The 22,778-nt window shown below is 48.4% G+C and carries 23 protein-coding genes; 13 read left to right on the plus strand and 10 right to left on the minus strand.

What is annotated here, in order from left to right; translation table 11 throughout:
* Positions 1-3: 3 nt before the first annotated feature.
* Positions 4-576: a Smr/MutS family protein gene (locus tag BMY60_RS03610; protein WP_090331276.1), complete on the plus strand. Its 573-nt coding sequence runs from the start codon at positions 4-6 to the stop codon at positions 574-576.
* A 16-nt stretch (positions 577-592) separates the two neighbouring features.
* Here BMY60_RS03610 and BMY60_RS03615 read toward each other — a convergent pair whose 3' ends face one another.
* On the minus strand, positions 593-964 hold the full coding sequence (locus tag BMY60_RS03615; protein ID WP_090331331.1) for a TraR/DksA family transcriptional regulator: 372 nt from the start codon (positions 962-964) through the stop codon (positions 593-595).
* Positions 965-1,089: 125 nt separating this feature from the next.
* Entirely contained in the window at positions 1,090-1,671 is a 582-nt protein-coding gene (locus BMY60_RS03620) for a peroxiredoxin (RefSeq protein ID WP_256250663.1), read from the minus strand.
* A 186-nt stretch (positions 1,672-1,857) separates the two neighbouring features.
* On the opposite strand from BMY60_RS03620, the gene BMY60_RS03625 reads away from it, so the two are divergent.
* From BMY60_RS03625 to BMY60_RS03635, 4 genes are read left to right on the plus strand one after another with little or no spacing between them, the layout of a single operon-like run.
* Positions 1,858-3,441, plus strand: coding sequence for a putative sulfate exporter family transporter (locus BMY60_RS03625; RefSeq protein WP_090331279.1), 1,584 nt, complete (start codon positions 1,858-1,860; stop codon positions 3,439-3,441).
* Between the two features lie 23 nt (positions 3,442-3,464).
* Entirely contained in the window at positions 3,465-3,596 is a 132-nt protein-coding gene (locus tag BMY60_RS16150; protein WP_256250664.1) for a hypothetical protein, read from the plus strand.
* 52 nt (positions 3,597-3,648) lie between these two features.
* The gene (locus BMY60_RS03630) at positions 3,649-4,125 is read left to right on the plus strand and encodes a universal stress protein (RefSeq protein ID WP_090331281.1); all 477 of its coding nucleotides are present in this window, start codon (positions 3,649-3,651) and stop codon (positions 4,123-4,125) included.
* Positions 4,126-4,151: 26 nt separating this feature from the next.
* Positions 4,152-4,796 carry a hypothetical protein gene (locus BMY60_RS03635; RefSeq protein ID WP_090331282.1) on the plus strand — a complete coding sequence of 215 codons (645 nt, stop codon included), beginning with the start codon at positions 4,152-4,154 and terminating at the stop codon, positions 4,794-4,796.
* A gap of 112 nt (positions 4,797-4,908) precedes the next feature.
* Here the strand turns inward: BMY60_RS03635 and BMY60_RS03640 are convergent, their stop codons facing one another.
* The 8 genes from BMY60_RS03640 to BMY60_RS03670 form a co-directional block, all read right to left on the minus strand.
* Complete coding sequence (locus BMY60_RS03640) at positions 4,909-5,328, minus strand: hypothetical protein (protein WP_143057343.1); 420 nt, start codon at positions 5,326-5,328, stop codon at positions 4,909-4,911.
* A complete protein-coding gene (locus tag BMY60_RS03645) occupies positions 5,325-6,503 on the minus strand; it encodes an acetyl-CoA C-acyltransferase family protein (RefSeq protein WP_090331285.1) in 1,179 nt (392 codons plus the stop codon). Before BMY60_RS03645 ends, BMY60_RS03640 begins: the two co-directional genes overlap by 4 nt.
* Before the next feature lie 479 nt (positions 6,504-6,982).
* Positions 6,983-7,171 (minus strand): BCCT family transporter, encoded by a 189-nt coding sequence (locus BMY60_RS16575; protein WP_143057346.1) that lies wholly within the window; start codon positions 7,169-7,171, stop codon positions 6,983-6,985.
* A 269-nt stretch (positions 7,172-7,440) separates the two neighbouring features.
* Complete coding sequence (lipA, locus tag BMY60_RS03650) at positions 7,441-8,385, minus strand: lipoyl synthase (protein WP_090331287.1); 945 nt, start codon at positions 8,383-8,385, stop codon at positions 7,441-7,443.
* On the minus strand, positions 8,382-9,059 hold the full coding sequence (gene lipB, locus BMY60_RS03655; RefSeq protein WP_090331288.1) for a lipoyl(octanoyl) transferase LipB: 678 nt from the start codon (positions 9,057-9,059) through the stop codon (positions 8,382-8,384). Before lipB ends, lipA begins: the two co-directional genes overlap by 4 nt.
* Before the next feature lies 1 nt (position 9,060).
* Complete coding sequence (locus BMY60_RS03660) at positions 9,061-9,324, minus strand: HP0495 family protein (RefSeq protein ID WP_090331290.1); 264 nt, start codon at positions 9,322-9,324, stop codon at positions 9,061-9,063.
* Between the two features lie 36 nt (positions 9,325-9,360).
* The gene (locus BMY60_RS03665) at positions 9,361-10,215 is read right to left on the minus strand and encodes a D-amino acid aminotransferase (RefSeq protein WP_090331291.1); all 855 of its coding nucleotides are present in this window, start codon (positions 10,213-10,215) and stop codon (positions 9,361-9,363) included.
* A gap of 46 nt (positions 10,216-10,261) precedes the next feature.
* Positions 10,262-11,401: a D-alanyl-D-alanine carboxypeptidase family protein gene (locus tag BMY60_RS03670; RefSeq protein WP_090331293.1), complete on the minus strand. Its 1,140-nt coding sequence runs from the start codon at positions 11,399-11,401 to the stop codon at positions 10,262-10,264.
* Positions 11,402-11,674: 273 nt separating this feature from the next.
* On the opposite strand from BMY60_RS03670, the gene BMY60_RS03675 reads away from it, so the two are divergent.
* The 8 genes from BMY60_RS03675 to lptG all read left to right on the plus strand — a co-directional run bounded on the left by BMY60_RS03675 (position 11,675) and on the right by lptG (position 22,710).
* A complete protein-coding gene (locus BMY60_RS03675; RefSeq protein ID WP_090331294.1) occupies positions 11,675-12,286 on the plus strand; it encodes an RBBP9/YdeN family alpha/beta hydrolase in 612 nt (203 codons plus the stop codon).
* A 354-nt stretch (positions 12,287-12,640) separates the two neighbouring features.
* Positions 12,641-13,918, plus strand: coding sequence for a TolC family protein (locus tag BMY60_RS03680; protein ID WP_371264183.1), 1,278 nt, complete (start codon positions 12,641-12,643; stop codon positions 13,916-13,918).
* Positions 13,915-15,093, plus strand: a complete 1,179-nt coding sequence (locus tag BMY60_RS03685; protein ID WP_090331297.1) for an efflux RND transporter periplasmic adaptor subunit — start codon at positions 13,915-13,917, stop codon at positions 15,091-15,093. Before BMY60_RS03680 ends, BMY60_RS03685 begins: the two co-directional genes overlap by 4 nt.
* 2 nt (positions 15,094-15,095) lie before the next feature.
* On the plus strand, positions 15,096-18,359 hold the full coding sequence (locus BMY60_RS03690; RefSeq protein WP_090331299.1) for an efflux RND transporter permease subunit: 3,264 nt from the start codon (positions 15,096-15,098) through the stop codon (positions 18,357-18,359).
* Positions 18,360-18,520: 161 nt separating this feature from the next.
* A complete protein-coding gene (locus tag BMY60_RS03695; protein WP_256250665.1) occupies positions 18,521-19,675 on the plus strand; it encodes an N-acetyltransferase in 1,155 nt (384 codons plus the stop codon).
* Positions 19,672-20,514 carry a nucleotidyltransferase family protein gene (locus tag BMY60_RS03700; RefSeq protein WP_090331300.1) on the plus strand — a complete coding sequence of 281 codons (843 nt, stop codon included), beginning with the start codon at positions 19,672-19,674 and terminating at the stop codon, positions 20,512-20,514. Before BMY60_RS03695 ends, BMY60_RS03700 begins: the two co-directional genes overlap by 4 nt.
* A gap of 58 nt (positions 20,515-20,572) precedes the next feature.
* Complete coding sequence (lptF, locus tag BMY60_RS03705; RefSeq protein ID WP_090331302.1) at positions 20,573-21,649, plus strand: LPS export ABC transporter permease LptF; 1,077 nt, start codon at positions 20,573-20,575, stop codon at positions 21,647-21,649.
* On the plus strand, positions 21,649-22,710 hold the full coding sequence (lptG, locus tag BMY60_RS03710) for an LPS export ABC transporter permease LptG (protein WP_090331303.1): 1,062 nt from the start codon (positions 21,649-21,651) through the stop codon (positions 22,708-22,710). The genes lptF and lptG overlap by 1 nt, the downstream gene beginning before the upstream one ends.
* Positions 22,711-22,778 lie beyond the last annotated feature (68 nt).

The raw sequence follows: 22,778 nt of genomic DNA on the forward strand, positions 1-22,778 counted from the left end.
ATAATGTCCAAGAAAGAAGATACGGCAAAAACAAATAACGATGATATGGCGTTGTTTCATGAAGCCATGAAAATTGTCGCGCCGCTGGCCGCTTCTGACAAGACTGTGCTGGAACCCGAGAAACCGGTCCCCCTTCCCCGGCAAATAAATCCGTACAACCTGGACGGTCCTCTGTCCGAAACTGTTAGTGCAGCCGATCAGCATATCTTAGCGTTGGATGCCGGGGATGAGTGGTCCTTTTCTCGGCCGGGCGTGTCACGCCAGACATTGCGGCGTTTAAGGCGCGGTGTCTGGCGCATTCGAAGCCGGCTTGATCTGCATGGACTCACCCAGGATGCCGCAAAGCGGCACATGACGGACTTTCTGAATGATGCTTTGCATAAGCAGTACCGTTGCATACAGATCATTCATGGCAAAGGACTCAGTTCACAAGACCGCATACCGGTGTTAAAAAAAAATATCGGCAGCTGGCTGGCGCAGCATCATGCAGTGCTTGCCTTTTGCCAGGCCAGTCCGGAACATGGCGGCGGCGGCGCGCTGATGGTTTTACTCAAGGGAAAGGGACATACAAGATAAACGCGCCAGAAAGCTGCTACAGCGATGGACTCGACTCATGCGGATATAATTTTTCATATTTCCGTTGACACGCAATACAGCGTTGCGCGGAAGGATTGGCGATTAAGCGCTCGAATCCGATTTCTTCGCCGCAATCAACGCAATCACCGAATTCCAGCTCCATCAGATATTTTTCCGACATTTCAAGTTCACGCATTTCATTAATCTGCTTGTCAACCAGTGCAGTATCAACATCAGCCAAAATGTTGTTGATATCATCCGCCTGTCTGATATCAAATTCTTCACCGCTCTGCACCAGCTCATTACGCACTTCTTCCTGTAGCTCAAGATAGCGTTTATGCAGTGCGGACTTGATTTGAGCCAGCTGTTCTTCTGTAAAATCTGCCATAATGTTCTTTCCTGCTTCAAAATAAAAACGTGCCATTGTAAGCCTGCGACTTCGAGCCATAATCAATGCAGCGCCGTTATCCGGTTTTCAAGTAATCACAAGGTCTTCAGGCTTGCAGGGGGCATTTAAAAACTTCTCATGCTTTTGTATGCGTGCTTTGTTTCAAGATACGTCAAATCTGAAATAATTTCATCAGCGTTATGCGCTGCACGCGCTGACCAATAAATCCTGGCGATTCTGCCAAGTGGATCAATCAAGAAGGTATTGCGTTTAGCGAATTTCACAACGCCAAAATTCAGAAGTGAGCAGTAGCGCGCTGCCATCTCAGCGGTGGTATCAGCCAGCAGCGGAAAACCCAGACCGAACTTGCCGGCAAATCGTTCATGGCTGCTTGCCGTATCTACGCTTACACCTACAACCTCGGCATCAAACGCTTTCAGTTTTTCTAAATTATCGCGAAAAGCGCATGCCTGGCGGGTGCAACCCGGCGTATCATCTTTGGGATAAAAATACAGCGCCAGCCACTTACCTTTAAAATCCTCAAGACAATGTGTTTTACCATGCTGATCAATCAGTTTGAAGTCTGGTGCAGCCTGGCCTGGCTTGAGCGATTTACGCCCATGCACAGCAGCAAAAAACCACCCCGCCAAGCCCGCTATTGTCAACACACTGATAACAAACAACCACTCCATTCCTTGCTGCTCCATTTACTCTAAACCGATTGTTTACCCTGTTCATTACGCTTATCATAGGTCAATTCATACCGGGATGTCAGTAACGGAAAAAACCGGCAGACATACATCCCTTCTACCCAGCACAAAATCTATTTTATATAATTATAACAAACTGGATATGCTGCACATCCGGGCACAATTTTTCATCGGCTAATTATCATGATCTATACCCAAAAAAGCCCTGCCTTGCTCATCATCGGCTTATCAATGCTGGCCATCTGGTCCGGCGTGGAGACAGGATTACTGAATCCGCTACTGGAACATTTATCACCGGACAAACCCTATAAATATCTGAATGAAGTCAGCTCGCTGCCCCTGTATTTTGGCGTTATAGCCGTCGTTACGGGATGCTGGCATTGGCTTGGTACGCATAAAGCCGGTCACCTCGATTACTATTCGTCCACGATCGCCGGCGGCATGTTGATTCTGTTCATTACCATGCTGATACGCTGGTTCATCGCACCGCAAATCGAAGTCATGAGTACAGGTATTGGTTTAATCGGCAACACCGGAAAATACGTCCATGAGTTACTCGGCCTTAACTATGTCGTGCTTGGCATTGTCACAGGCATTATTATCGTCAATGTATTCAAGGTGCCCGGATGGGCTCAGAACGGTGTGCGCTTGTCCCGATTGGGACTCAAGACGGGTGTGATTTTACTCGGCGCCCTCTATAGCGCAGCCGAATTAAAAAATCTGGGCGGTTTGTCTATTATCATGATAGGGATTTTCGTACTGGGATCGGTCGGTATCGTTTTATGGATCGGTTCGCGGCGAAAAATCTCCAATTCAATGGGCGGCGTGTTATCCGCCGGCATGGGCGTTTGTGGTGTATCGGCTACAGTAGCGGTCGCTCCCGTCGTCCAGGCCAAACCCGTTGAAATTGCCTATACAATCGGTACCATCCTGCTATGGGGTGTCGGCTGCATGTTTGTTTTCCCCATTATTGGTCACTTGCTGGATATGAGTTATGTACAGTTTGGCGCATGGGCGGGTACGGGCATTCTGAATTCGGCACAGGTTGCAGGGGCAGCGCTGGCTTTCCAACCTGACGGCATAGAAACACTGATGGTCGCCGAAATTTTTAATATTACCCGTGTCCTGATTCTCCCCGTCATCGTACTCTGGCTGGCCATCTGGTATGTCAAAAAAGAAGGCGCAGTCTCGTCCGAAGTCAACGTCGGCCATGTGGTAATCACAAAATTTCCGGTATTTGTGCTGGGTTTCATATGCATGTTTGCATTATCGACTACAGGAGCGTTCGCACCGGCCAGTCATTACCAGGGAAAATATTTCGGTAATACGCAGGCACAGGGCTTCAAACAGGAAAATTTGTTAAATTCCGCACAGATTGGCGTATTGCGCGCTGAAATAAACAGTATTGACCGGACAGAACACCGCGCAGCAATGCGCAGTCTGATCGAAAACGGAAAAATCATGACGGTTGAAGATGATAATGCCATTCGCAGCATCATCAACGCCAGCGCCTTATCCGGTCAAGCTATTGAAATTCTGAGCGCTGCACATCATGCGGTACGGCATACCGCCGAAAAAATCGAGGCATTCCGTCAGTGGATCACCTGGCTGTTTGCATTTGGACTGGTTGGTCTCGGCATGCAAATCACAGTCAGCGCAATGAGACAGGCGGGTGGAGAGCCTGCGATTATTGGCGGCATTGTCGGTTTTATCAAGGCGGCATTGTCGCTGGCCGTCGTCATTCTGATCGTCGATGACACCGTATAAAACTTATACAACGGAGATATTTGATGCAACACAAAGAAACCAGAACCTTTGAACGTGGCTCAGCGCTGTCGATTTTTAGCAGCGATCGTAAAGAAGATGTCATCGCCCTTATTCTCGCTTTCATTCTGGCTATGGCGATTTACTTCATCTATTGAAACAACAGACGGTTACCTGCCGATTTAACCGGCATATCGAGACCGGCGGATTGTGACGCTGTTCAAACATATTTTGCTTGCCAGCCACGGCACATCAGGTGCTGTTGCGGCTGAAAATATGGCACTTCAAGTTTGTGCCAGCGAGGGAACGATTGACCATCTGATCGTAGTGCCTGAATTCTGGCAGGGAATGACCGGCGACGACTGGCTCAACAACGGCGTTACACGGGATCAATTCAGCAATTACCTGCAAACCGAACTTGGCAAAGAAGTCGATCAGCAATGCGACCGTTTGCACCGCAAAGTTTCAGCACATGCCTTTAACTACCACAGCCTGATTTTTTTTGGCAGGCCCGGCCAGGCACTGTTACAGTGCTTAAAAAAGCAGACATACGACCTGATTGTCCTGGGTTCGCCGCGCCCGCGGCGTATGCCGGGGCTGCGTTCTACGCTGCTGACTAAACAGCTTATTACTGCCATACAAACAGCTGTACTGATAGCACCCTACCCGAAACAACCCCCTGCATAACAGCACCCGGATGCCTGAACGTAGAAATGGATAAATCACCCGCATTGCGCAAGCCGGACAGCTTCGATGCTGCATGGGCCGAACTATATACACCACTGAGTACTGCAGAGCTCAGACTGTTCTGCGGGGATATCGAACGGCTGTTTCGCATCAACCCGATGCTCAATTTCAGCACATGGCAAAAGACCGGTCCCAATCGTTATTATTGCGCGGGACAAAATACCAGTCAGCAACCGCCGTTTGACTTTGAATTGACATTCACCGTCAAACAGTTACCTGACGCCATCCGGATTGATTACCAGCAGGGCTTAAAAACCCGTACAACGTTAGTCATCGAACCAGCGTCCTGTTCTCGGGACGAACTGCATTTTCGCAAGTCAAAGCTGATCATTACAGATTTTTATGGCGGCGTATCCGAAGATCAACGGAAACAATGCTTACACCTGGTAGATAAAAGCATTACCGTCTGGGCCAGCGATTTACAGCATTATCTGATCAACTGGAGAAAGTGGTCGCGTTACCGGGTGTGGCGCACCTACATGCGCCATGTCTGGCAACCCATGCGGCCTATGGGGCGGCGCATCGCTGCCATCCTGATATGGTTGACTGTTTTCGAATTGGCTTTGATTTTGCTGGGTGCGGCGGTATATTATCTGGAATATGCGCAATGACAAAAATTACTATAATCACGAGGACAAAACCGTGAATGAAAAATTAAACCGCCTGCCCCGATATGGTTGCATGCGAAGCATGCCTGAAAGAAATTCCACTGTCGGAAGCCATTCATTCTGCCTGCCGCCGTTCCAGTTGATTGATCTGCTCCATCAGCAGCTGCCGTTCATCTTCCAATGACCTGAAGCGCGCATACAATCGATCAAGATCGGCCGTATACTGCTCAATGCGGTCTTTTCTGTTTTGTTTTTGCCGCACCATCTCTTCATATTTTGGAATCGGTACGCTTTCAACGGTAGCGTCCGGAAACTCTGCCAACGGCGCACCCAGCATTTCGTTACGGCGTAATTCCTGAATCATAAGAAACTGCTGATGAGTCGCCTGGGCATCCTGTTGAACACGCATCAATGCCCGCTCCAGTTCGGAAATCTGCAGTTCATTTTCAGTTCTTACATCAAACGGAAATATCAGCAATACCAATAACGCTGTTACCACACATAATCTCACAGCCTGACCTCCTTCACACGTCACAATCGTTCAAATACTGCGGCAATACCCTGTCCACCACCTATACACAAGGTCACAAGCGCATAGCGGCCACCTGTCCGGTGCAATTCATATACCGCCTTAATCGTCAGTATCGCACCGGTAGCGCCAACGGGATGCCCAAGCGCCACAGCGCCGCCGTTGGGGTTGGTTTTAACCGGATCGAAATGCAGCTCGTTTGCTACGGCACAAGCTTGTACCGCAAATGCTTCATTAGATTCAATCACATCGACAGCGTTCATCTTCAAACAAGCGCGTTCAAGCGCCTGTTTTACCGCCAGTACCGGTCCGATGCCCATATAGCGCGGATCCACGCCGGCATGCCCATAAGAAACCAGACGCGCCATAGGTTCCAAATTGCGTTTTTCGGCCGCTTTGCCATCCATTAAAACAACCGCAGCCGCACTGTCGTTAATGCCGGATGCATTACCCGCTGTTACCGTGCCACCTTTGCAAAAAACAGGCTTAAGTTTAGCCATGGATTCCAGATCCACGGTTTCACGTGGATGCTCATCGGTATCAAAAATGGTCACGCCCGTGCGTGATTTTAATTCAAGCGGCAGAATCTGTTCTTTGAAGTAGCCTTGACGAATGGCATGCATCGCGCGGCGGTGACTCTCAACCGCATGGGCATCCTGCGTTTCACGACTGATCTGCCATTTTTGCGCAATATTTTCTGCGGTAATACCCATATGTACATGATCGAAAGGGTCAGTGAGCGCACCCACCATCATATCGACCGCACCGGTATCATGCATACGCTGCCCCCAGCGCAAAGCGGGCAACAGATACCCGCCACGGCTCATGGATTCCGCACCGCCTGCAACCGCAACATCGGTATCGTTGAGTACAATGCTCTGGCTTGCAGATATAATGGCCTGCAGACCGCTGCCGCATATACGATTGACAGTGAGCGCCGCCGTCTGCTGTGGCAACCCGCCATTCATGCACGCCACCCGAGCCAGATACATGTCCCGCGCTTCGCTGTGAATCACATGACCGAAAACCCCGTGGCCAATTTTCCCAGGATCGACTGCAGCGCGTTTTACTGCCGCTTTGACAACTTGCGCTGCCAGATCGGCCGGTGCCAGGTCTCTGAGCGCACCGCCATAATCACCAATCGCGGTGCGCACACCGCTCAATACAACCACGTCTCGCATGCAATTTCCTCTACAATATTCACAGTTTTACCGAATAGTCAGCTCAGCCGACACCTGACACTTTTTCAGACTGTCAAATAACGCATTAGCCGTCGGCGCTACGATTGGCAACCACTCGTATTCCGGTAACCGCCGAATCATCCGGGTTGTTTCATAACCACCATTACCGGCATTTGGCTATCCATAAATACCAGATCATACAAATGCTGCCAAACCATTTGACAGGCTTGTTGACCATTCAATGCAAAATCCACTTCGACACCCCTAGCGCTCTAGCAATCTGTTGATTCAACATATTATCCTCCACCAGCAACACACTGCTTCGCAGCGCCTTCCCTTGTTGCACCTAAAGTGTCGCCGTTGTTTGACGCGATTGATGTTCTGACGACGACTGTTACCCTGAATCGTCTTTGAAATACAACCAAATCAAGACGCCGATAAAACAAAATACAGAAATATTTAGAATCGTGTCAATGATGTTATCGATCTGCACACCTGGCCTCAGGCTTAAGGTTGTTCAGCAAGCAGACCATGGGCAGTAGCAGGATATATACGAATGGCATGGTTCCCAAAGCAATGATTGCGCGTACGGTTTCCATGCTGTCTGATAGAATCATCACCACGCCGAGCGCACCCAGAGTCACATCCCAGATCAGTTTAATTTTAATACCAGGTTTAACTCACCACCAGTAGAGAATATCGATAATGCGTATGCAGCACTCACGACATCAAGAGGTACGTGTTGCCGTTGAGTACTTCATAGAACGCGATGCCACCGAATGCACCAGACCAGAGCTCGAAACAACGTTGGTACAAAAATCACATAGAGACCGAACCACTACCGGCTGGCGCCGGTAAGTTCTGATCTGACTAGAAGCCGTTAATCTTTGTCTGGATGCTGTTCCAAGACATAAATAGCTTTAAACGGTTCGCCAGATCAGGCGATTCCGGCTTCATGCGCCTGCTGATCAGCATGATAGCTGGAGCGCACCAGAGGGCCGCACGCGGCGTGGATAAAACCCATATCCACCGCGGCTTGTTCAAACATTTTAAAGCTTTTAGGCGTGACATAACGCAGAACCGACAAATGTCCTACACTCGGTTGCAAGTATTGTCCAATAGTCAGCATCTCCACATCATGCACACGTAAATCGCGCATGACATCGAAAATTTCCTCGTCAGTTTCACCGAGCCCTACCATTAATCCGGATTTGGTCGGGATGTCCGGGAAACGGTCTTTGAAATCTTTTAACAGTCGTAATGAGTGCATATAGTCGGCTCCAGGGCGGCACTGCTTATAAAGCCTTGGCACAGTTTCCAGGTTATGATTTAACACATCCGGCGGGCAGGCGGTCAGCTTTTCAAGCGCAACTTGCAGCCGACCTCTGAAATCAGGTACTAAAATTTCAATTTTCGTTTGTGGCGCGTGCCGTCGAATTTCACCAATGCAATCGGCAAAATGCTGCGCGCCGCCATCACGTAAATCGTCACGATCAACACTGGTAATTACGACATAATTCAGTCTCATCGCCGCAATCGACTGCGCCAGATGCAGTGGTTCTTCGGGATCGGGTGGTCTGGGCCGGCCATGCGCCACATCACAGAACGGACATCGGCGCGTGCAAAGATCACCCAGAATCATGAATGTGGCAGTACCTTTGCCAAAACATTCACCGATATTGGGGCAGGATGCTTCTTCACAGACCGTGTGCAGCTTTTGCTCGCGCAGTATTCGCTTGACTTCGGCAAACTTCTGGCTGCTGGATGAACGTACGCGAATCCATGCGGGTTTGCGCAACAGCTCCTCGCGCGTTTGCGGATTAATTTTGACGGGATTACGCGCTGTTTTCTCAGCACCTTTCTGACGTATTTCAGAAGTCATAACGATATATCGGGTCCTTTGTTAACAAGTTCTTTTTGTAAATAATCAGACAGTTTATAACTTAACACATCCAGATCATCTTCGATGCCAAGATCTTTTGTCTGCGTCACCTCTAAACCAGTGTAACCACATGGATTGATGGCCGAAAACGGTTTCAAATCCATATCAACATTCAACGCAATACCATGGTAACAGCAATCCTTCTTTATCTTTAAACCGAGCGAGGCTATTTTAGCGGCATCGACATACACTCCCGGCATATCCTTGCGTCCATGCGCCTTGATTTGATATTCGTTCAACAAATGAATCACGGCCGTTTCCATTCTTTTGACCAGTTCGCGCACGCCCAGTTTCAAGCGTCTGATATCCAGAAGCAGGTAAGCGATAATCTGCCCCGGACCATGATAGGTAATCTGTCCGCCCCGGTCTGTTTTGATCACGGCGATGTTGCTGTCAACCAGCAGATGTTCGGGTTTACCGGCGATACCCTGTGTATACACTGCCGGATGTTGCAACAACCATATCTCATCGCTGGTCAACGATGTACGTGTGCGGGTAAAATCTTTCATTGCCTGCCAGGCAGTTTCATACGCAACCAGACCCATATGCTTCACAGTGAAGCTGGAATTTTGTTCACTGTATGTATCCAACGCCGGCAACGGACTTACAGCCATATCAAAGCACCACCGACACCATCGGGTGTTCTGTTAACGCACAGTACAGTTGATCCAACTGACGGCGTGAGGTAGCGCGAATCGTACAGGTGATACTAAGATAGTTGCCGCCTTTGCTGGTGCGGACTTCCATACTGGCTTCATCAAAATCGGGGGCATGATGTTTGACAATTTCCAGTGCGACACAGGTAAAATTCTGTTCAGCTTTACCCATGATTTTGATCGGAAAATCGCAAGGATACTCAATGATCGACTCTTCGTACATATCGATTACTGACAACTACACGCATGACGGCAACATTCAACTGTCCGTGCCGCCACGCATGCGCGTGGCCTTATACTGTTGATAAAACTGGTGCAATTGCCTGAACATCGCGCCCGGACTGCCGGTGCCAACTGGTTGCTCATTTAACCGTGTAACCGCCATGATTTCTCTGGTTGAAGACGTCAGCATAATCTCGTCTGCGGAAAATAATTCTTCTTCGGAAATTTCTCTCACCTCGTGAATGATATGATTTTTTATAACCAATTCAAGCATCACATCGTAGGTGATTCCCGGAAGCATCAAATGACTTTTTGGCGGCGCCAGCAGCACTTGGTCTTTGACAATAAATATATTACTGGCTGAACCTTCAGTCAGATAACCGTCTCTGATCAGAATCGTTTCAGCCGCTCCGGCATCCACGGCAATTTGGCGCAACAGCACATTCGGTAACAACGAAATGGATTTGATATCGCAACGAATCCAGCGGTTATCACTGGCGGTAACCGCTGCCACACCTTTTTCCAGCAATTCCGGCAACGGAGGCAGCAACGGATTACTCATTATGAAAATCGTAGGCGGCACATCCGGGAATGGATGGTCGCGTTTGGCTACACCCCGGGTAATATGAAGATATACGGACTGATCATCACCTTTATTTTTACCGACAACCTGCCCTATCAATTCACCCCATTCTTCATTGGTATAAGGGTTTTTCAGCCGAATGCCGTCCAGACTGTGCTGCAGACGATGCAAATGTTTTTCCAACCGAAAAGGCCGTCGTGAATAAACAGGAATGACCTCATACACACCATCACCAAAAATAAACCCTCGGTCTAACACGGAGACACATGCCTTTTCGATCGGCACAAACTGTCCATTCAAAAATATCATACCCGGCCTTTATAATACCTAAGCTGAAAGTACATCAAGTCAGCAGTTAATTAAACAGCAGCATAAAACTGTCCCAGGCGCGGCCGATAAAATTTCCTAATTCCACATCTTCCAGCGCAACCAATGGATAGCTCTCCACCAATTCACTATTTAAAGTGAATTTTACGGTGCCCACCACCTGTCCTGCGCTTACTGGTGCAATCAATGGCTGTTTGTATTCCATTGTGGCTTTGAGATTGTCTGCCTGGCCTTTAGGTATGGAAAAATATACGTCGCTGCTGAAACCGGCCTTGAGTACATCCTGGGAACCTTTCCACAATTCAATTGATGTCAGCACTTCACCTGTTTTGTATAAATGCACCGTGTCGTAAAACTGAAAACCATAGTTCAGCAATCGCTGGCTTTCCATACTGCGCGCGTTCGCGGACGCCGTTCCCATCACAACCGAAATTAGGCGTCTTTTATCGCGCTTTGCCGACGTAATCAGGCAGTAACCCGCAGATTTTGTCCAACCAGTTTTCATTCCGTCCACATGCGGGTCCAGCCACAGCAGACGGTTTCGGTTAGGTTGCGCAATATTATTGTAGGTGTATTCCTTCAGAGAATACAATGGATAAAAATCGGGGAAATCGCGTATGATTGCCGCCGCCAGCAAAGTCAGGTCATGTACGGACGTATAATGGTCTGGATGCGGCAAGCCTGTCGTATTTACAAAATGTGTATTTTTCATGCCCAGGCGCTGCGCTTCCTGATTCATCATTTGTACAAATATTTCCTCGGATCCCGCGATCGCCTCAGCTAATGCAATACAAGCATCGTTTCCGGACTGAACGATCATACCGTGGATCAATTCATTGACCGTAACCGTTTTGTTTGGTTCGATAAACATACGTGACCCGATCATGCGCCAGGCTTTGTCAGAAACAGGCACCACTTGATCGAGCTGAATGCGGTTCTGCTTAAGCGCCGTAAAAACAATATAAGCCGTCATCAGTTTGGTTAGCGATGCTGGCTCAACACGTTCATGCGGGTTCTGGCTGGCCAATACCTGACCGGATTGATAGTCCGTCAGCATATAGGCTTTGGCTGCTATCGCTATCTCGGGTTGATCAGCGACAACTGCAGCAGGAAATATTGCCAACATCGACAAAACCAGAAAAAGCAGCGGAAATAAAAGGCGTCTCATGAATTTATTTGGAAAATTTTTATTATAGCTTGCTCTTGATTTTTCATAAACTGACCTGCGTTAAATATAACAAAATTTCAGGTAAGCTACAGCCTGGCATCTCAATGACAAATAGTTTCAACAATTTGATTATCACTTTGGATCATGATTTAGTGTTCACACGCCGATGCCAAATGGTGTAATCTGCCAATCTAAATAACAGAACTATTAATTATCATAACAATAGCGTTTGCTATCTGTCTGTTGACGACACCCCAGCAATAAATAAAAATTATGAAAAAAACGGCTGCAATTTTTCACGGGCTCGGCGGTTCGAAAAAAAGTTACTGGATCCCATGGCTAAAAACCGAATTGGAAAAGCGCATGTATAACGTATGGACACCTTCATTATCCGAATGCGCCGGTTTTGATGACCTGGATACGTGGGTTGACGAAGTAACCACACGATCTTCCTGCCGCAACTATGATCTGATGATCGGGCATTCCGCAGGCGGGTCGCTGGTTCTAAGGCTACTGTCCCGTAACGAATACACTGTAAGGCACGCTATTTCTGTCGCTGGGTTTATTAAGCCGTTGTTTGACAAACAGCTGTATGATTTAGCATACCCTGCAGGATTCTGCGTGAACACAATCAAAACAAATTGCGACAAGTTGACTTTTTTTCATTCCGATAATGATCCTTGGAGCTGTGGCTATGAACAAGGGGATTTCATGCGACAAACTCTGGGGGGCACCCTCGTTGTAATAACTGGCGAAGGACATTTCGGCTCAACGGCTATGAAGCAACCTTATCCGATATTTCCACTGCTGCTGCATCATTGCTTGCTCGATCAATACGATGTTGTACCCAAGGACATCAATAGCATTATTGACGACAACAAATAGCGAAACATGATTCGGAACGCGGTTGTGTTCCAGCTCAATTTGTTTATTCGCTTTCAATTCGCATACCCGGCCCGTTCAGGTACCATTCAGGTTTTTTCAAATACCATCGGCATCGGTAACAAAGCCTTCATCTGAATGCATGCAGACAACAACATGTTATTTTTGGGAACAAATAAATAAAAATGATACTAATTGCACATTGATGAATTCTGATTTTGCGATATCATGTAGTTAACAATAACAAAATAATTAACGTCCCAAAACCATGTAATGATGGAGTCTTAAAACTGCGCTATCGCTTCCAGTCGCTTTGTTAACGATGTTTTAATCATTCTCACTTATCGTAAAGGCCTAATGCAGACCATGCAGACCTTTTTATTGCACTACTTTCTATACAGTCTTATTTTATTTTCTCTCGCAACACCTTTATCGGCCCAGCAATTTACCAGTCTGACCATCAACGAACTGCAGAGTCTGGGTTTACGCGCAAATGGCCTGGTGCAGGCTGCGCGCTCACAAGTTGAAATGGCAGAAGCGGACGTCATTAGCGCCCGCGCTTTTCCGAATCCCAGAGTCAGTGTTGAAGCAGGCCCTCAAAGTAAACGGTTGCCAGCTTCAGTCACCGGTCCGTCTAATAACCAACATGAAGTCAAAGTCAGCCAACCGATCGAAAATCCTTTCCTGCGCTCTGCCCGCATCGGTTCAGCCGAAGCGCTTGTCGAAGCGAGGCAGGCTTCCCTTGGTCAGGTGCGCGCCGACCTGGCCGCTCAATTACGCATTCGCGCCTATGAATTATTGTTACGTCAGGAAGAGGCGCAAATGGAAACGAGCATTTATGATCTGATGAAAGAGATTTACCGCCGCATCAAAGTCAGTGTCGATGTTGGCGAAACCGCCCGTTTTGAACTTATCAGAGCTGAAACCGAAGTACTCAGTGCAGAAAACCGCATGGAAGCCGCAATGCTGAATGCGCAACGCGCACGGGTTGCATTGGTACAACTGACCGCCGGCGCGCTGGGTAACGACTTTAAAATCGACGCGTCACTGAGCGACCCAGTAGAATTCCCACCACTACAGCAGTTACGCGAGGAAATAGTTCGAGCCAATCCAGATATTCAGCGTCTGGAAGCCGAACAAGACAGTGCCGACCTTCGCATTAATCAGCAGAAAGCGTCCGTTTTGCCCTCCATGAACATACTGTTTACCAATTATCAAGACCGCCAGTTCATGTCCAACACGGCTGGTGTCAGCCTTGAAATCCCATTGTTTTATCGCCGCCGCGGTGAAATTGACAATGCCATTTTTGATTCGGCACGCATTCGCGACACACTGGACTACCGGCGCTTTGAAATAGGCCAGCAACTTGAATCTGCCTGGCAAGCTAAGGAAATCGCCCGACGCAGGGTTGAAATGTTTGAAGGCGGCATCGTTACCGAAGCACAACTGGCGTTGGAAATTGCGCAGACAGCTTACCGCCTGGGTGAACGCGGTTTTATCGAAGTACTGGATACCCAGCGTGTGCTGCGTGGTGTGCTCGGTGATTTATTACAAGCCCGCTTTGAATTGCAGTCTGCTGCAGCAGAAATAGACCGGCTGCGCGCCCATTATTCCAAGGAGCACATCATCGAATGAAATTCCCAACCCGCTTAACAATCTGTTTCCTGCCCATTCTGTTTCTTACCATTGCTTGCAGCAACAGCGAAACCGCCACTGACAATGATAACAATGCGTCTGTCGAACTGCCAGATGCGAAAGAACCTGACAATCCAAATATTATCACGCTCAGCGAAGCGATGGCAGAAGGGATTAAAACTGAAACACTCAAGCTGACCAGCCTTGCGGATAAAATTCAGGTACCCAGCCAGATCAAGGTCAATGAGCAGCAATTAATACGCGTAGGTTCCAACGTCACGGGACGTATTGTCGAGGTAAACGTTGAATTAGGCGATAACGTAGATGCCGGCACCACGCTTGCCAAGATTTCCAGTCCTGAGTTAACCACCGCCCAACTGGCGTATCTTCGCGCCCACTCCATGACGGTTTTAAATGAGCGCGCAGCAAAGCGCGCAAAGTTACTGCTCGATGCCGATGTTATCGGTAAAGCCGAATTGCAGCGCAGAGAAGCAGAACTCCAGGTATCACGCGCAGAACTCAGCGCGGCAAAAGACCAGCTGCGCTTACTGGGCGTTTATGAAAACGCTGTCAATGACCTGGTCAGACGCGGGCAAATACTTCCCTCTGTCGGCATTTCGTCTCCACAAAACGGCACAATTATTGAACGTAACGTAGTAGCCGGGCAAGTGGTACAGCCGTCTGACCAGCTTTTCAAAGTTGCTGATTTATCGACCGTATGGGCGGTTGGTGACGTACCGGAACATATTGCCAGTAATGTAATGCCCGGTCAGCATGTTGAAATTCAGGTGCCTGCACTTGGAAACATCGTATTAGACGCCCTGATAATATATGTTTCCGATACGGTCAATCCCCAAACAAGAACAGTCATGGTAAGAACTGTCGTTGCGAATCAGAACCGCAAACTTAAACCTGCAATGCTCGCATCCATGCGTATCATAGAAACCCCGCAAGAACAGCTTGTGATACCTGAGTCAGCAGTCGTGCGTGAACTGAATAAAGATTATGTTTATCTAAACAGAGGTAATTATACCTTTTTACGCGTACCGGTCGAATTAGGGCCAGAGATTGGCAATTTGCGCCCTGTTATATCGGGACTCTCAATCGGGCAACATATAGTAGTCGATGGCGCTTTCCTTATAGATAGCGAACGCAAGCTCGATAGAAAGGAATAATCATGTTGTCATCCATTGTACAGGTCATGCTCAGACAGCGGCTTCTTGTCGTAATTATTGCACTTATTCTGGTCGCTTTTGGTTTACGGGCTGCCACGAAACTTTCAGTCGATGCTTTTCCCGATGTCACCAACGTTCAGGTTATAGTGGCTGCACGCGTTGAAGGCCGCAGCGCGGAGGAAATCGAACGCTTGGTAACAATACCCGTGGAAATAGCCATGACAGGTCTGCCCGGCCTGGTTGAGATGCGCTCCCTGAACAAAAGTGGCTTAACCATTATTACGCTCGTTTTTACCGATGACACGGATGTCTATTTTGCCCGGCAGCTCGTCATGGAGCGTTACATTGGCGTCGTTGAGCAGTTACCCGAGGGGGTAGTAGCCGAACTGGGTCCTGTAACTACAGGATTAGGTGAAATATATCAATACACACTCGATCACCCCGATGACGGCACACGTGAATTAACCGTGGAAGAATTGATGGAGCGCCGCACAATCCAGGACTGGGTTGTCCAGCCCATGTTACGTTCAATTCCCGGAGTTGCCGGAATAAATTCATTAGGCGGTCACGAAAAGCAATACCAAGTGCTGGTCAATCCAGAAAGATTGCGTCATTACGACCTGACCCTGTCGGATGTTGACAGTGCACTGGCTAGCAATAATGCAAATGCCAGCGGCAACATCCTTGAATTGCACGCCGAACAATATCTGATCCGAACGAATGGACTGATTTCAACCCTTAATGACATCAGGAACATTGTGCTCAAGGAAATCGATGGCATCCCGGTATTTGTCCGCGATGTCGCTGAGGTGGAATTTGGCGGTCGAGTACGTCAGGGCGCATTGATTAAAGGCGGTTATACGGAATCAACCGGCGGTATTGTCATGATGTTGATGGGTGGTAACGCCAAGGAAATTGTAGCGAGAGTTCAGGAGAAAGTCTCTGAAATTAATGAAAGCGGGCTTTTATCCGGCGGCCTGCAAATTGTTCCATTCTATGATCGTTCGGATTTGGTCGACGCCGCATTGTGGACGGTAACCAAGGTTCTGATCGAAGGTATTATTCTGGTCGTTATTGTCTTGTTTATTTTCCTGGGCGATGTGCGCTCCAGCCTGATTGTTGTGGCCACATTGATTATCGCACCGCTTATCACCTTCATGGTAATGAATCATCAGGGTATTTCGGCCAACCTGATGTCACTTGGAGGACTGGCAATTGCCATCGGCCTCATTGTCGATACAACCGTCGTCGTGGTTGAAAATGTCTTTCACCGCTTGGGGCATGCCGGCAGTTCCTTAAAAGAAAGATTGCAGGTCATTCGTGATGCCGTAGTTGAAATCGGCGTACCTCTGATTTTCGGCATCTGCATTATTATACTGGTGTTCCTGCCATTGATGACACTGGAGGGTATGGAGGGCAAAACTTTCAGCCCGCTGGCATATACTATTGCCATTGCATTAGCGGTTTCATTAATTATTTCGCTAACGTTATCGCCCGTACTTTGCGCTTATGGCCTCAAGGGCGGCGCTAATCACGACACGCCGGTTATCGCATTTCTCAAAAAACGGTATCAGAATTTATTGGACAAGGCGCTGACGCACGAAAAAACCACTATCCTCGTCGCAATTGGTTTGCTGGTATCTTCCTTCATGTTGTTTCCGTTTTTAGGAACTTCGTTCATCCCGATTTTAAAAGAAGGTGCACTGACACCTGTAATTATTCGCGCACCTTCTATTTCACTGGAGAACTCTATAAAAATAGAAATAGAGGCAATGAAGCGTATCGCCACTGTACCGGGCGTCGAGAGCGCAGTTTCCAGACTCGGTCGCGGCAAAGAACCATCCGACCCGGCAGGACCGCACGAGTCAGACCCGATTATTACGCTGGATCCTGAATCGGGACGCACGCAGGACGAGGTGGACGAAGACGTTCGTGAAGTATTGTCAACATTGCCCGGCGTCAGTATTGTCGTTTCTCAACCGATTGCGCAACGTGTCGATGAAATGATTACCGGGGTGCGCTCGCAGGTCGCTGTGAAAATTTTTGGTAACGATCTGGAGCAATTGCGGCAACTATCCGAGCAACTGGCGCGGATTATGAGAACTGTCAGAGGCGCAAGAGACATCCGGGTACAACCGTTATCGGGGCAGCAGTCTCTGGTGATCGATATTAACCGCGACGCCATCGCGCGATATGGCATCAACGTTGAAGACGTCAACGATTTGATCAGAACCGTAGGCAGCAAAGAGGTCTCGACCATTTTCGAGAACGAGCGCCGTTTTGCACTTGTTATGCGTCTGCCATTGGATTTTCGTGACAATGTCGATGCCATCCGGGATTTGCTATTGCGCACACCGGAAAAACTGCCCGGCAATGGTGGCATGGCTCCAGGCGGCGCGCTGATTCCCTTAGAATCTGTCGCCGACATCCAGGTCGTTGACGGTCCGGCTCAAATTAACCGCGAATTTTCCAAACGCCGTGTTGTTGTTGGCGCCAATGTCCATGAGCGGGACATGGGGGGGTTTGTCGAAGAAATACAGCAACGGGTAGCGGAAGAAATGGAGCTGCCTGAAGGGTATTATTTTGAGTGGGGCGGCCAATTTGAAAATATGGAACGCGCAATGGCGACACTTTCCATAATCGTACCGTTAACAATCGCAGCCATTTTCTTCCTGTTATTTATGCTGTTTAACTCCGTCAAATTAGCTTCGTTGATTATTTTGGTGCTTCCCTTTGCTTCAATCGGTGGAATCACGGGTCTGTTCATTTCCGGAGAATATTTATCGGTACCCGCATCGGTCGGCTTTATCGCATTATGGGGAATTGCCGTATTAAATGGCGTTGTACTGATCTCGTTTATCCGCGAACAAAGAGAACAAGGTGCCAGTATACCTGACTCGATAGTCCGTGGCTGCGAACAACGTTTTCGTCCGGTATTGATGACCGCAACTGTCGCCATGCTGGGACTGGTGCCCTTTTTGTTTGCTACCGGACCAGGTTCCGAAGTACAGCGCCCATTGGCGATTGTCGTGATCGGCGGGCTAATCACATCCACATTGCTGACTCTGGTTGTATTGCCCACACTTTACCGCTGGTTTGATGTCAAGCCCACCAGCAAAACCGAAGATTCGCAAGATAATCCTCCGAAAAAAGACAATGCCGATCAGGCGGATGCTGATTTACACGGACAATCGGTTGATTCTGCGCATAAGCATCAGTCAGATAACGCACCGGAGGAAACACCGCCCGCAACAAAAACCACATAATTCGGAACTGCGTTCACAACTGGTTTACCGCAAAGCTTGCCCGTAAAGAAACCTCACGATATAACAAGTTTTTTCTGAAAATAATTGCCTCCGGTAAATATTCTTCATAATATGCCTGAAACCTGAAAAAATAATCAACAATTAAAAAACCAAAAAAGCGTATGAGTCAGCCCGCAAAACAGTCTGCTTCTGACGCATTGACAGTGCGCCCGGTTATGTCATATCGGGATATGGGTGATTTTATCAATACACCCTGGCTGATTTATACCGACGATCCGGCGTGGGTACCGCCTTTGCGTCTGGAGCGACGCTTTCACTTTTCCAAACACAATCCTTTTCTGCAACATGGCGAATGGCAAGCCTGGGTTGCTTATCAGCATCATCGTCCGGCAGGCAGAATCAGCGCGCAGATCGATACGCTGCATCGGCAGCGCTATGGCGGCGACACCGGGCATTTCGGGCTGCTTGAATGTGTTAACGATAACGATGTCTTTACAGCGCTCATGCTGCATGCAGAAACCTGGCTGGCTGCACGGCACACACGCCATGTAACAGGGCCGTTCAATTTATCAATCAACCAGGAATGCGGTATTCTGGTAAATGGTTATGATACGCCGCCATCCGTGATGATGCCGCATACCGCGCGCTGGTATCCACAGCTGCTTGAATCATATGGTTATTTCCATGCCAAAGATTTACTGGCTTACAAGATAGCGGTCGATTTTGATCCGCCTTCGGTCATGCGGCAATTAATCAAACGCCATGCCGGTCAAATTCGAGTCAGATCCTTAAACCGCAAACAGCTTGCCGCTGAAATGGAGGTGCTGCGGGATATTTTTAACGATGCATGGGCTGAAAACTGGGGATTTGTGCCGTTTACCGAGGCAGAGTTCGCCGACCTGGGTAACAGTCTCAAATACCTGGTTTCCGACGAGTATATTCAGATTGCGGAAGTCGGCGGCCGGCCTGCCGCATTTATGGCCGCTTTACCCAACCTGAATGAAGTACTTGCGGAACTCAACGGGCGCTTGTTCCCGCTTGGCTGGCTGAAGCTGATCAAAAAGCTCAAACGACATGAAATCAGAACGGCGCGCATACCCCTTATGGGCGTACGCAGACAGTATCATAATACCACGCTGGGAATGGCACTTGCCTGCACCGTTATTGAAGCGCCCAGAAAGATCGGCATTGCACACGGTATACGTGAAGTTGAACTGTCCTGGATACTGGAAGACAACAAGTCGATGCGCAGCATCCTGAAAAATATTGGCAGCACGGAGTATAAACGTTACCGCATATACAAAAAAACACTGTGACTAATCTACACAACCCTGTACAACAGAAATTTGCCGCGCTGGTACTCGCAGCTGACCGAACGGCGGATGATCCAATCACCCGGTATACGGGCGCGGCTTGCAAAGCTTTCGCACCCGTCGGCGGCGAACCGATGATAATCCGTGTACTGGACGCACTCGCCGCCAGCAACCTGATTGAAACTACCGTTTTATGCGGGCCACCCAAATCCAGACTGGATCACTGTTCTCTCTTGAAGGCACGAATAAAATCGGGCGAAGTCACCTGGCTGCCCAATAAAGAATCGCCAAGCCGCAGCGCAGAATATGGGTTCGAACATTTGCCAGCCAACATCCCGGTGCTGCTGACAACTGCCGACCATGCATTGCTTACCCCTCAAATTGTTCAGTATTTCTTGACGGAGTCACTTAAAGTCGATAGCGATGCGACAGTCGGCTTGGTCAAACAAACACAGATGACCGCAGCATTCCCCGAAAATAAACGTACATTCTTTCGTTTGCGTGATGGTAGTGTATGTGGCTGTAATTTGTTCACGTTTAAACCACACGGACGCAAACTTGCCGCGTTCTGGCGCTCCGTAGAAAACCTGCGCAAACATCCCTGGCGTTTGATCGCACACTTTGTAGGGCCCGGCATTATCCTGTCCTATTTATTCAGACGCCTTTCCCTGGATCAGGCATTGAATACCTTAGCCGACAAATCAGGCGTATGTGTCAAACCCATCATGCTGCAGGATGCTCGCGCGGGTATCGATGTCGATAACGTTGAGGATTTATTACAGGCCGAATCCATACTCAACAAAACCGCCATCCCATTTTACAGACGCAACAAAATGCCCTGATCTGTCTTCATGGTTTTATCGCAATGAGGTCTCACTCGATTTCTGATAGGATTGCTGCATGAAAATAATCGAGCGACATATCATACGGGAAGTGGCGGTTCCATTTTTTGTCGTCATTCTGATTCTCGTCGGCTTATTTGCAAGTTTTAGCAGCGCACGCTTTCTGGCCGGTTCTGTCACTGAAATACTGGGACTCGGCGCACTCCTAATGCTGGTAATGCTCAAGACGCTGATCGCGCTGGAAGTATTGATTCCGGTAGCGTTGTATGTTGCGATCATCAGCGGCCTGGGCAGACTGCATAAAGACCAGGAATTAAACGTGCTGCATTCCAGCGGCATCAGCGGCAAGCGCATCGTTTATATCGTACTGATGGTAGCGGTTCCAATCGGCATTATCAGTGGCCTTCTCTCATCATATGTCCGCCCCTGGGCCTATGCTGAAAGCTATTTACTGGATGCACAGGCAGAAGCGGAACTCAACACCAACCGTTTTCAGGCAGGGCGTTTTTACGGCAGCGATCGCAGCGGCAGAGTCGTCTATGTTCATAGTAAAGATGAAGCCAGCAAATCAATGAACCAAATATTTCACTATATCAACACACCCGATGCGCGTGAAATCATTATTGCCAAAAAAGCCACGCAAATACAACCCGCCACACAGTCGGAACGACCTAACATACAATTAAATGACGGCTATATTTATCAATTGACCCATGACGTGTCCCGGGATGACACAATTGAATTTGAAAAACTGACATATTTTATAGACAGTGAACTGGCATTGCGACACCGCCGTAAAGCTACGCCGACCAGAACACTCTGGAAATCCGAGGAACCCTGGGAAATTGCCGAATTACAATGGCGTTTGTCTCGACCGCTTTCCACTATTTTAATGGCGCTAATTGCAGTAGCGTTTATTCAAACTGCACCGCGGCAGGATAAGGCAACCAAAACCTATTTACTTGCGGCTATTGTGTTTGCCGTATATTACAATTTAAGTGGCCTGGCGAAAAACTGGGTTGAACAAAACGTAATTGGCACAACGCCGGGAATTTGGTGGCTTTATGCTGGCATGTGCATACTGCTGCTTTTGTATGCATTAAAGCCCGGTCAGAAATTGTTATCACTCCGTTAATGCTTATTTTTCGCTATATTACTTTTCAGGTATTCATTGGTCTGATAATCGCCACAGCCGTTTTACTGCCCTTGTTCAGCTTCTTTGACCTGCTGGATCAGCTAGACGATGTCGGCAAAGGCACATACCGTACCATTGATGCATTCATGTATACCTCAATGCTACTGCCACGCCGGTTTATTCAAATTGCACCGTTTATCGCGTTATTGGGAACGGTTGCGGCACTGGGCGCACTGGCGGTGAATTCCGAACTCATTGCCATGCGCAGCGTCGGAATTTCACCGCTGCAAATCAGCATGGCGCCGCTTGCTGTAGGTATTGCCCTGACAGTATTTATCGCCGGACTTGAACAGTTTGTCGCACCGCAACTGCAACAAAAAGCTATTTCCAACCGTGCCGTAGCATTGAATCAAACCGCTGAACTCGGCAAAGGCCTAGGGATATGGACGCGTAACGAGCGGAATATTCTGCGTATTGGGCAGATGTTGCACGCTAAAAAAGCCGCGGATGTTGAAATCCTGAATTTTGATCAGGCGAATCTTTTGCAGGCGCATATCCATGCTGAATTTGCTGAAATACACAGTAATAAAGCCTGGATTCTGACCAATGTCGTCATCAGAAAATTCACCGGATCACAGATTCTGTTGAGCCGCGCCGAAACACTGAGCTGGCAATCATTCTTGAAGCCCGAAGATATTGCGACACTTACCAAGCCGCCGGAAAGCCTCTCCCCCATTGAACTTGTACGGCATGTAGACTTTCTGCGCAGCACCGGTCAGGATGCGGATTCGTATGCGCTTGCTCTATGGCGTAAAGCAGGCAGTGCTTTACTGACAATTGCCATGCTGCTGCTGTCCATTCCGTTTATATTTGGTTCAATTCGCTCAGGCCTGGCCAATAAACTGGTACTGGCCGCATTGATTGGTGTTGCAGTTTACCTGCTTGATCAGATTTTTGCCAACGCCGGTCTATTACTGCATCTGAAGCCCGCTTTCGCGGCGCTTGCACCCAGTGTGCTATTAATTATGCTGGCAATTTTGTGGCTGCGAAGAGTTTTTTAAATACCTGTTGTTATAATAGGCTGAAACAAAGCAAATCAGACGGCTCGTCGGATAATCCCACCTGTTGA

It is taken from the genome of Nitrosomonas sp. Nm51 (assembly GCF_900111165.1).
GTDB lineage: Bacteria > Pseudomonadota > Gammaproteobacteria > Burkholderiales > Nitrosomonadaceae > Nitrosomonas.